Annotated in this window: 8 protein-coding genes; 4 read left to right on the forward strand and 4 right to left on the reverse strand. The window is 69.2% G+C overall.

What is annotated here, in order from left to right; genetic code table 11:
• Nucleotides 1–141 precede the first annotated feature (141 nt).
• Both AAC997_RS17535 and AAC997_RS17540 read left to right on the forward strand, forming a co-directional pair.
• Nucleotides 142–1530 carry a hypothetical protein gene (locus AAC997_RS17535; protein WP_340646996.1) on the forward strand — a complete coding sequence of 463 codons (1389 nt, stop codon included), beginning with the start codon at nt 142–144 and terminating at the stop codon, nt 1528–1530.
• A complete protein-coding gene (locus AAC997_RS17540; RefSeq protein WP_340646997.1) occupies nt 1527–2030 on the forward strand; it encodes a hypothetical protein in 504 nt (167 codons plus the stop codon). Before AAC997_RS17535 ends, AAC997_RS17540 begins: the two co-directional genes overlap by 4 nt.
• Here the strand turns inward: AAC997_RS17540 and AAC997_RS17545 are convergent.
• Nucleotides 2027–2422, reverse strand: a complete 396-nt coding sequence (locus AAC997_RS17545) for a hypothetical protein (RefSeq protein ID WP_340646998.1) — start codon at nt 2420–2422, stop codon at nt 2027–2029. The genes AAC997_RS17540 and AAC997_RS17545 overlap by 4 nt on opposite strands.
• An 80-nt stretch (nt 2423–2502) precedes the next feature.
• Between AAC997_RS17545 and AAC997_RS17550 the strand changes: the two genes are divergently transcribed.
• Both AAC997_RS17550 and AAC997_RS17555 read left to right on the forward strand, forming a co-directional pair.
• Nucleotides 2503–3489 (forward strand): WYL domain-containing protein, encoded by a 987-nt coding sequence (locus AAC997_RS17550; RefSeq protein WP_340646999.1) that lies wholly within the window; start codon nt 2503–2505, stop codon nt 3487–3489.
• Entirely contained in the window at nt 3483–5201 is a 1719-nt protein-coding gene (locus AAC997_RS17555) for a hypothetical protein (RefSeq protein ID WP_340647000.1), read from the forward strand. Before AAC997_RS17550 ends, AAC997_RS17555 begins: the two co-directional genes overlap by 7 nt.
• Before the next feature lie 35 nt (nt 5202–5236).
• On the opposite strand, the gene AAC997_RS17560 is transcribed toward AAC997_RS17555, so the two are convergent.
• From AAC997_RS17560 to AAC997_RS17570, 3 genes are all read right to left on the reverse strand, one after another.
• A complete protein-coding gene (locus AAC997_RS17560; RefSeq protein WP_340647001.1) occupies nt 5237–6064 on the reverse strand; it encodes a PIG-L family deacetylase in 828 nt (275 codons plus the stop codon).
• Nucleotides 6049–7080, reverse strand: a complete 1032-nt coding sequence (locus AAC997_RS17565) for a serine hydrolase (RefSeq protein WP_340647002.1) — start codon at nt 7078–7080, stop codon at nt 6049–6051. Before AAC997_RS17565 ends, AAC997_RS17560 begins: the two co-directional genes overlap by 16 nt.
• 189 nt (nt 7081–7269) lie before the next feature.
• Nucleotides 7270–10697: autotransporter domain-containing protein (locus tag AAC997_RS17570; protein ID WP_340647003.1), on the reverse strand; the 3428-nt coding region annotated here is incomplete at its 5' end.

The following is a 10697-nucleotide window of genomic DNA, read 5'->3' on the forward strand; positions in this document are numbered from 1 at the left end:
GTTCTTCTTTTGTTCGACTTTCGGTGCTGCCTGTGGTAGAGCTTCTTGGTCGCTCAAGCGCGCCTGCGCCGCTTTGAGAAGTGCGGTTCGGCGCGTGAAGCCGTCCGTCGGCGTGTTCATCATCAGCCCTAAGGATGGCCTATGAGCGGATCGCTTGATCGCTATTTTCGAAGAACGACCGCCGAGATCGCGGCGGCGCGCCAAAGGCTCGAAGACCAAGGCCGTCAGGTCTGGAACGAGGCGACGCGCTCGGGTCAGGCCGCGGTGGGCGACACGCTCACCGCGTTGCGGAAGCTGGCGCCGCCGGAAGCGTCGCCAGCGCCGAGACGGCAGACGATTGCGCAACCTCAAACGACCAAGATGATGGGGCGGGGCTACGCGCCAGCTCCTAAAGCGCCAAATTCAGCGGCGATGTCGCCGAAACGCCAAACGGCAGCTCCGACCCTGGCCACGAAGCCGTTGGGGCGAGGCTATGTCTCAGCCCCGGTACGCCCGCCCGCGGCGCCATCCTCGGCGGGTGAGCGTGCGGCGGCCGCCCTCCATGGCTTCAGCGACGGCGCGACCTTCGGCGCGGGGGACCAGGCGTCCGCGCTGTTCCACGCCGGCCTTCCTGGCGATGGCCACTGGTCGGATCGCTACAATGAACAGAAGCGCGTCCTGCGCGCGGAGGACGCCTACGATCAGGCGCACTACCCGATGACGCGAACCGCGGGCCAGGTGGCGGGCGCGGTCACGACAGCGTTCACGCCACTCGGTATCGAAGCTGGGGCGCTCAAAGCCGCCAGCCACTTTCCGAAGGCGGCGCGGTTCGTGAAGGGCGCAACGGCGACGAAGCGCATCACGCCCGTGGCCAGAGGCCTCCGAGATCACGCCCGGTGGTCGGCGATCGCGGCGGGCGCCGGCGGCGCCACGGGCGTCTCAGGGCAGGCCGTGTCGGATGTCGCCTCTCAGCGGAAAGGCAGCCTGAGGTCGTATGCGGCGTCAGCGGTCGGTGGCGCGGCCGATTCGGTAGGGACTATTTACCTTGGCCCGGCCCGTGGCGGCGCCTTGGGCGGTGCGGTGGCGTCGGCTGCAGACGACGCCTTCAACGGGCGCATTCCGTCCCTTGCCAGTATATCGGCAGGCGCGGCGGCCGGCAGCGTCGTCGGCAAGGCGACCGGCGCCCTTGGGACCTTCGCCGTCCATACGCTTCCCGGGCTGAGCAACATCAAGGGGCTACGAAAGGAAACGGTTGGGGACGCGCTTTCCGAAATGCGCAGCCGACTAGAAGGTGAAGGTGTCTTTCGGACACAACGTCCCGTGAAACTTACGAAAAGCCATACCCGAGTTGACCATATTACGAAGACTGGCAGGCCTGTGGAGGCGAAGTTCGGGTTTAAAGCTCAACTAAGCCCAGCACAGATTTTGGCGCGGGAGGAGTTGCCTAACTACCGGATCGATCACTTCCTAGCTGAGGATATCGGAAAGCTATTGGCCCTTCCGCTCACCGGTTTCTCCAGTGGATTTCAGATGGGGCGGCGACGGGAATGAACCGAGAGAAACAGAAGGCGACGCGCGAGGCGGCGCATGCCCGTCTCTATCCCGTCTTCAAGGAACTCGGTTTCCGGCGCGGGGCAAACCTCCCGGTGAAGCCCACGCGCAGTCGTCTGGGCTGGCGACGGATGAGGGACGGGCATCTCGACCAGGTCGGTCTGTGTTGGTCGAAATACTCCAATGGCCGCTTCGTGATCGAGTGGATGACCACAGACCCGCGCGTGGTGGCTCCACCGACCGGCTACGTCGCCTGGATGAATGGGCGAATCTATCGTGGACCGCCGCGATGGTTCAGCCTGAATGACAGCGACGGGGAGTGGTTTCGATGGAGCCGTGACCTCGCCAAGGAAATGGACACAGCGGAGACCAGGATGCGCGAACTGGATCGCTGCCTGCGCGACCGAACGCCCATGAAGTTCATGTGCCTACCCGAAACGTTGGCGCTGACGCCGGCTGGAATTGCGTCCGCCAAGGCAAACGAGGCCTCAGAGGTCTAAGCCGCCACCGACTGCCGCTCATCGGCGAACTCGTAGCTCGCTTCGTCCCAGAGGGAGTCCCATTCGGCGAAGCGGGCGTTGGCGTCGCGCAGGCGGGCGTCGTCGCGGACGCTGACCACTTCGCCCTGGGCTTCGTCCCAGACCACGGTGAGATCTGCAAGGCGATGGTCGCCCGACACCAGGCGGCCCTGGATCTGCAGCCGTTCGACCATTTCCGAGGAGACCCGCAGCTTCATGCGGCCGCCGGCCTGGCGCACGGCGATGTCGGCGTGGGTGATGACCTTGGCGATCATGTCGGCGTTGGCGGCCTCCACCGGGCGGCGGACGTCGAACAGGAACATCGGTTCGGAGCGGACGGCGCGGGGGCGGCGGAGTTGAGCGACGTTGGGCATGTGTGGCTCCTTTCGTTTCGGCATCATCAAGGTAGGATGCCGGTGCGTCAGAAACGGACGTAGAAAATTAGGGGCCGGCTTTGCGGCACGAAAAGGCGACTCGGTTACTCGAACTGGCGCGTCTCCTGGCGTCTTCCGCCGAGGGAATGACGCTCGACGAGATGGCAAGTTCCATGGGGGTCGGCCGGCGCACCGCCGAGCGCATGCGCGACGCGGTCCGCGACGCCTTCCCACAGATGGATGAGATCGACGATCCGCCCACCAAACGGTTCAAGATTCCCTCCGGGCTGGACGGCATCTTCCAGGCGCCGACGGCCGACGAGTTCGCCGCCCTGCATGCGGCGGCCGAACAGTTCCGGGCCATGGGCGCAACCGGGCGGTCGGCTGCCTTGTTGAACCTGGAACAGAAGGTGCTGTCGGCCATGCGGGCGGGCGTGCGCCGCAAGCTCGCTCCGGACCTGGAGGCTCTGTTGGAAGCCGAGGCCATTTCCATCCATGCTGGCCCCAGGCCCTTCGAGGACGAGAGCGTGCTGGGCGCGATCCGCGACGCCATCAAGTCCCTGCGCCGCCTGCGCTTCCGCTATCAGGGCGGCTCGACGCCCGGCCGGGTGCGGGAGATCACCCCCTTCGGGGTGCTCTTTGGGCGGGCCAACTATCTGGTGGGCGCAGAAGGGGAGTCCACCGAGCCCCGCACCTGGCGCCTCGACCGGGTGGCGGACCTCAGTGTCACCGAGACCTTCGGCGCCAAGCCCGAGGAGTTCACCCTGCAGGCCTTCGTTGAGCGCTCCTTCGGCATCTATCAGGACGCAGTGGAGGAGGTGCGGTTGCGCATCCTGCCCCATGGCGCGGAGGAGGCGATGGGCTGGCGCTTCCACCCGACGCAGCGGCTGGAGCCACTGCCGGACGGCGGGGTGCTGGCCACGTTCAACGCCGGCGGCATGCGGGAGCTGGCCTGGCACCTGTTCACCTGGGGCGACAAGGTGGAGATCCTGGGGCCCGAGCGGCTGAAGCAGATGATGCGCGACGAGCTGGCCATCGCCGTCGCGGCCCACGGCGGGCCATGCTGACCCCGCGCGCCGATGGCCGAGTCGAGAGCACAGTTCCCGTCGTGCTGCCGATCATGGCCCCGCGCCTGCAGGGGGAGCTGCATCCCGACGGAAGGTTGGAGCTGGCCGTGTGGGGCGCCGGCGACCTGGGGCGGCTGCGGTTCTCCGCCCTGGCCGGGCCCTATGTCCACGCTCCGAACCTGGTGACCACGCCCACGGGCGGCGCCTATGCGGCGCAGTCGGACCCGGTGATGGTGGTGAAGGGCGTGGCTTATCGCGGGTTCACGCCGGCGCGGAAGTGCGCCGCCTGGGACCGAACGGCCCACCCGAAGTCCAAGGTCACCCGCAGCGGCGCGCGGCGGCGGATCGACCTGCCCTGGGCGGTGCTGCTGCTGGAGACGCGGGGGCCGGACCTGGTGGTCTCCGCGGGCGCGGACCTCGACGAGGCGGAACGGGGCCTGGGCCTGTCGGTGGAGACCATCGTCACCGAGGCCGAGCATTACGCCGCCCACTGCGACCAGCTTCCGGAAGCCGATCCGATCCTGCGCTCCATGGTCATGCAGGGGACCCATGCGGCCCTGTCGTCGGTGCGGCGTGACGAGCGCGGGCGGTTCGACGGCCTGGCCGCGGGCCTGGCCTACAGCGCGCCCGCCCGGACCTACTACCGCGACGGCTACTGGACCCTGCAACTGCTGCTGAAGGCGGCGCCGGCCGTCGTTCACGCCCAGATCGACCTGCTGGCGGCGGGCGTGCAGTCCGACGGCGAAGCGCCGAGCGGCGTCATCGTCTCCGGGCCGGAAATGGCCCAGGCCTGGGAGGCGCTGCGCACCACGGTGTTCGGCTTCGACTGGATCCACAGGCGCCGCGCCGACTGGTGGAGCGATCACTTCGACTCACCGCTGTTCTTCGTTCTGACCCTAGGGGACTACGTCCGGGCGACGGGGGACACCGAGCCCGTGGACCGGAACTGGCCCTTCGTGAGCGCGATCTACGAGCGCTATGTCGGGCTGTCGGTGGACGGCCTGCCGGTGAAGCCGCGCCACGACCGCGACTGGGCCGACAACGTCTATCGCTCAGGCCTGGTGAGCTACGACATCGGCCTGTGGGTCGGAGCCCTGGACGCCATCGTTGAACTGGGGGCGGCGCAGGACCCCGACCTGGCGGCGCGGGCCAGGGCCACGGCGGCGGAGACCCGCGCGGCGGTGGCGGCCCAGATGAAGCGGCCCCACGGCGGCTATCCCGACTATCTCGACGGTCCGGCCGGCGTCGCCGAGGACCACCTGACCCTCGACAGCCTCACCCTGCTGCGTCACGACGCCGTGCCGGAAACCGACGCTCTGGAGGTGCTGGAGCGGGTGCGCCGAGGCCTGGAGAGCCGCCACAACTCCGCTCAAGGGTTCGGGGACTGGGGCATGCTCTGCGCCTATCCGCCCTTCAGCCGCCGGGGCGATTTGAGGTCAAAGACGGTGTTCCCGTTCCGCTATCACAACGGCTCCGACTGGCCCTGGCTGGACGGGCTCTATGCCGGGGAGCGGCTGCGACGCGGCCTGCCGGGCTGGCGCTATCCCATGGTCCGCTGGTGGGAGTTTTGCCTCAGCCAGGGCTGGATGGGGACGGTGGAATACTTCTCGCCGCCCTGGGGCCGCGGGTCGCTGCTGCAGGGCTGGTCCAGCCTGCCGGCGGCGGTGGCGCTGGCGCACAAAGACGTCGTGCTCAAAGGCGACCCGGACTGAGCCCTTTCTCTCCCGCAAGTGGGAGAGGAGGTGGCTTACCGGCTCATAGCCAATGCGAAATATTCGCGATCGAACAGGCGATAGTAGAGCCAGGCGGGGACCTTGTCGTAGCCGGGCTGGACGTCGGCGATGACCTTGGCCTGGCTGGCGTGGACGTCCAGCAGGCGGCGCTTGGCGGCGGCGTGGCGGGCGATGGGTACAGCGATCGTGGGGGCTGGGAGCCCGGCCGCCGGATCGCTCGGATAGTTGTCGCGGAAGGCCGCCACCAGCTTCAGGGCGACCTTGATCAGGGCCTTGGGGAGGGTGGCCTGATAGAGGCGAAGGATGCTGTTCTCCTCCTGCGCCAACTCGCGCGCCCAGCGGCCGGCGGCGACGTGGTCTGTGTGGCCGTAATACCCGATCTTCTCGTCGAAGCTGATCAACACACTGGGCTTCCAGTGCGCGATCCGTTCACGGAGCACCGCCTTGACCGCCTCGCCGTCGGCGGCGGCGAGACCGCCGTCCGGCCATTCGAACACCTCCACCGCATGGGCGCCGAGCGTATCGCCGGCCGCCTTCGCCTCGAGGCGGCGTCTCTGGGCGAGATCTTCGCGGCTGTAGCCGGTGTCGCGGGCGGCTTCGCCATGCGTGAGGTAGATCAGGATGACCTGGGCGCCCTCACCCGCCAGGGCCGCGAAGGTCCCGGCGCTGGTGATCTCATCGTCCGGGTGGGCCCAGATGGCCATGACTGTCCGGGGCGCGTTCGCCACCAGCAGGCTGCGCGCCCGCGGAACCGCGCCGTCGTTCAGCCGGCCGCGGACCAACAGGAAGCCTGCCACCGCCAGGCCCAGCAGGACGGCGGCCGGGATCAAGGCCGGAAGCATTCCACCAGTTCGGCCAGCCAGGCCTTGAGGCCGTCCTTCGCTTCCGTGGGGGTCTTGCCGTGGCGGACCACCACAAGGTCGAGATCGGGGACCACCAGGGTGAACTGACCCTCGTGGCCATTGGCGGAGAAAGATCCGGGACCGCCGATGTCCAACCACCAGTGGGCGCCATAGGGGCCCTCGGTGACGCCCGCCTGCTGGAATGTGGGGGTGCGGGCATAGTCGGCCCAACCCTCGGGCAGCAGGCGCTGGTTCTCCCAGACCCCGCCACGCAGATAGAGCAGGCCGAAGCGGGCGAAGTCCTGGGCCGTCGCGAAGCAGAACGAGGAGCCGATGAATGTCCCGACCGGATCGAACTTGGGGATCGGGCTGGTCATGCCCAGCGGCTTGAACAACCGTTCGCGCATGAAGGCCTCGAAGTCGGGGCCGTAGGCGTCCAGGGTCCTGGCCAGCACGCGGGCGACGATATTGGTGGTGCCGCTGGAATAGGACCAGTGGCGGTCGGGGGCGTAGGTCAGCGGCTTGTCGGCGGCGTAGTGGGCGACGTCGGCCTTGCCCGAGCCCCACATCATTTCGATGGTGTCTGACGGCTTGTCCGGCTCGTAGACTTCGGAGAACTCCAGACCTGAGGACATCCGCAGCAGGTGGTCGAGGGTGATGGCGCCGCGCGGGTCGCCGCCGTCGCGCCACTCGGGCACATCGGCCGGGGCGTGGATGTCCAGCTTGCCGTCCCCCACTAGCAGGCCGGCCAGGGCGTGGGTGATGCTCTTGGCCTTGGACCAGGACAGGCAGGTCTTGTCGGGGCCGTGATCGGGTCCGTAGCGCTCGAAGATCAGCCGGCCCTCCTTGATGATGACCACGGCGTGGGCCTCGCCGAAGGCCAGCTGGTCGAACTGTTCGGCCATCAGGTCGTCGAGGCGCAGGCGGTCAAAGCCCGGCGGGAACAGGCCCAGCGGCCATTCCTCCGTGGGCCACGGGGTTCCGGCGGGTTGAGTGGGCAGGGGCGGCAGGCTCATGGGCTGAGACTGGCCTGTGGGCGCAGCGTTGTCATCCACCTACACACGGTGTCATCCCGGAAAGCCCGCAGGGCTTGTCCGGGACCCATACTCGCCGAGTATGCCGGAGAGATCGGTGCGTATGGGTCCCGGTCTTCCGCGACCGCGGAAACCGGGATGACAGCCTTTGCGGGACGCTCCCGAAGGGAACTAGAACTGCATCCGCAGCTTGAGGGCGGCGGTGTCGTCCCGATAGCGGTCGCCCTGGCGGGTTTCGTATTCGACACGGATCGCGCCCTTGTCGAAGTCGGCTTCCAGGCCGATGGCGGCGCGGGTGAGCTGTTTCGGCAGTTCGGTCTTCACCGTGAAATCGGGGGCGGCGGCCGGGGAGCTCTCCAGCCGGGCGGTGACGTCCCAGCTGTTCTGCGAGAAGCGCGTGACCCCGACATTGGCGTAGGGCCGCAGCACCACACCCTTGGCGGTGACGTGGGTGGCGCCGATCTCAAGGTTGGCCGTGCCGGAGGTGAAGGACTGGTCTCCGTCCCTGACGATCAGGTTCAGGCCGGGCGCCCCGCTCTCGCGATAGCCCTTGAGCCCCAGGTGGTAGGCGTCTGCCTCGAGAGATGGGCGCAGATAGAGGGTCCCGCCCTGGGCCAGGTAGGCGGCCCGCAGCCGCAGCGAGGCCAGCCCGGTGACCGGGTGGCTGTTGGCCGAGACCTGGCTGATCGGGAAGTTCACGGTCCGCGAGAGGTCGGCGCGGCTGTACTGATAGCTGGCGGCGCCGGCCAACAGCAGGGGACCCATCTCGCGCTTGATGACGCCGCCGGCCTGGATACGCCGCGCCCGCGAGTGGGCCGGGGCGGCGCTATCGAACTGGCTGTCCTCCAGGCCCAGGGACAGGCCGCCGAACCAGCCGGGTTGGCTGAGCGCGAACTGGCCGCCGGCCTGCAGGCGCATGGCGTGCTGCTGGTAGCCGGGCTCGCTGGCGCCCGCCTCCATGCGGCTCGACCCGCCGCCGGCCTTGGCCCAGTAGCAGGCCCCTTCGTGCAGGACATCGGTCGCGCCCTCGCCGCCGGGGCAGCTCAATAGGCCGCCGACGAAGGTCAGGGATGACATCAGCGGTGTGACCCCCTGGGTCGGCGCCGCGCCGGGATCTAGGGTGTTCACCCGGGCCGCATAGGCCGGCCGGTTCTTCTGGTAGGCCAGCGCGTCCAGCAGGGGTTCCTGGGCCGGGGTTCCGCCGGCCGCCCAGCTCGCCTGGATGTGCTTGGTGATCGCCACCTGGTTAGGGCGCAGGCCCGCCAGCACGAAGTCGACCTTGTCGGTCCCCACCTGCAGTTCGGTAGCCGTGGCGCGTAGGCCGTAGTCGATCACCAGGGTGTTGCTGGTGTCGGCGGTGATCCCATTGTTGGCGAGCGACGCGGCGCTGAGCACCGTGACGTACCTGCCGGGGATCAGGTCCAGCACATGGTAGGGCTCCAGCAGCACGTGGCCGGCGAGGGCGGCCGCGCCCGAGACGTTGAGGCGGTCGGACGTCCCCGCCTGATAGCGGGTGTCGATCTGCAGAGCGCCGGTGGCGCCTTGGGTGAAGTCCCCAAGCAGGGCGGTGGTCGCCAGGGCGCCGGCGCCACCCGGCGAGACGATGCCGGCGTTGGTGAAGTTCCCCCCGTTCAGGGCGATGACCTGGGCGCTCTCGACCACGCCCGGGGCGCGGTTGGTGAAGCTGTTGGCGCCGCCGCCCAGTCCGATCTGGCCGATGACCCGGCCTGAGTTGTCCACCGCGTCGTCGCCGCCCGAGCCGAGGATGGCCAGGTGCGACTTGGCGCTCACCGAGCCGCCGCTGATGGTCAGGTGGTTGTTAGCGCCACCGGCGATGAAGATCCCGGCCCCGCCATTTGCGCCGCCCTGGATCGTGCCGCCCACGGCGATGTTGATGTCGCCGCCACGGCCGTTCGAGCCTTCGCCCCCGACGCTCTGGGCCAGGATGCCGTGGGCGCCATCGCCGAAGGCCTTGATGTCGCCGGTGTGGACGATGGTTATGGCGCCTGCCGTGCCCTTGTCGCCGTTGGAGCCGGAGAGGGCGATGGCCGCCGGGAAGGTGTTGGCGCCCGTGCCGCCGATGCCGCCGCCGCCGCCGACGGACTGGGCGTAGATGCCGTGCGCGCCTTGGCCGGTGGTGGTGATGGCCCCGCTGGTGGCGACCTTGATGGCCCCGCCGTTCCCGCCCGCGCCGCCGCCGCCGCCCATGCCAAGGCTGGCGACGGAATAGGGGATGCCGGTGTCGATCTTCACCAGGCCCAGGGGGTCGACCCCGAACACCAGGGTGGCCGGGACCACCCCGCCGCCCAGGCCGCCGCCGCCGCCAACGCTCTGGGCCAGGACCCCGTAGGCCGCCTTGCCGGAGGTGGCGATGGCGCCCTTCACCGCAACCTCGACGTCGCCGCCGTCACCGCCCGAGGTCCCCGTGCCGCCGAGGGCCACGTTCAGATAGTTCGACGCCTTGGCCGTGCCGCCGATGCCGCCGCCGCCGCCGACGGACTGGGCCAGAACGCCCGTGGAGCTGTCGCCGAAGGTGACCACGTCACCCTCCTGGGCGACCTTGACCGCTCCGCCGCTGTCCACCGCGCCGCCCTTGCCGCCGATGGACAGTGAGAGGGAATAGCCGCCGCTGATCTCGCCCGCCCCTGAGCCGCCGATACCGCCGCCGCCGCCGACGCTCTGGGCCAGGACTCCGTATGAGATGTCGCCCAGGGTGGAGATCGCGCCCCTATTTGTGACGGTGACCGAGCCGCCTGCGCCAGAGGATCCGCCGGCGCCGCCCAGGCCGCCGCCGATGCTCATGTCGCCTGTCGCGCTGCCGTCCCCGCCGCCGCCGGAACCACCGCCTCCGCCCACGCTCTGGGCGAAGAGGCCCGAGGACATGAAGCCGGCGGTGACGATCTCGCCGGTGTTGGTCAGAACAACTTCGCCGCCCTTGCCCGCTGCGCCGCCATAGCCGCCCACGCCGATGGAGATGGCGATGCTGTCGGGGGCCTTGCTGGTCTTCTTGCCCACGTCGCGGGCCAGGTTCTTCCCGAAGGCGCCGGGGTTGGAGAGGATGCGGGAGAATTCGCGCTTGAAGCTGGCGTACTTCTCCGTCGCCTTCTGCTTCAGCGTGGTGTTGTTGTCCGCGCCCTTGCCGTCCGGCAGCACGGTGGGGATGTCGATCCCTTCCAACAGGGAGCCCATCGAGCCCGCGCCGCCATTGCCGCCGCCGCCGCCGACGCTCTGGGCGGTGACGCCGTTGGCGGTCGCCCCGAGGGTGACGATGGCGCCTCGGTTGACGACATTGACCAGGGCCCCGTCGCCGGCCGCCCCGCCGTGGCCGCCCACCGCCACCTTGATCTCGGCGCTCTTGACCTGGCCGCCGACATTGAAGGCCGCCGTGGTGGCCGAGGCGTCGCCGCCGGCCCCGCCGCCGCCGCCGACACTCTGGGCGAAGATCCCGGTGGAGCCATCGCCGTAGGTGGTGATCAGGCCCCCGTTGTCGATATTGACAATGTCGCCGGCCCCGCCTCTCCCGCCGGAGCCGCCCACGGCGACCGCGACATTGACCTCTGTACCCTTGCCCCCCGCCGCGGTGATGGCCGTGGCCGAGG

Source organism: Phenylobacterium sp. (assembly GCF_037968635.1).
Classification (GTDB): domain Bacteria; phylum Pseudomonadota; class Alphaproteobacteria; order Caulobacterales; family Caulobacteraceae; genus Phenylobacterium.

Bases quoted from the DNA above. Each gene is read 5' to 3' on its own strand.
- AAC997_RS17555 (WP_340647000.1), top strand. From the start codon at position 3,483: ATGCTGACCCCGCGCGCCGATGGCCGAGTCGAGAGCACAGTTCCCGTC.
- AAC997_RS17540 (WP_340646997.1), top strand. From the start codon at position 1,527: ATGAACCGAGAGAAACAGAAGGCGACGCGCGAGGCGGCGCATGCCCGT.
- AAC997_RS17565 (WP_340647002.1), bottom strand. From the start codon at position 7,080: ATGAGCCTGCCGCCCCTGCCCACTCAACCCGCCGGAACCCCGTGGCCC.
- AAC997_RS17545 (WP_340646998.1), bottom strand. From the start codon at position 2,422: ATGCCCAACGTCGCTCAACTCCGCCGCCCCCGCGCCGTCCGCTCCGAA.
- AAC997_RS17560 (WP_340647001.1), bottom strand. From the start codon at position 6,064: ATGCTTCCGGCCTTGATCCCGGCCGCCGTCCTGCTGGGCCTGGCGGTG.
- AAC997_RS17535 (WP_340646996.1), top strand. From the start codon at position 142: ATGAGCGGATCGCTTGATCGCTATTTTCGAAGAACGACCGCCGAGATC.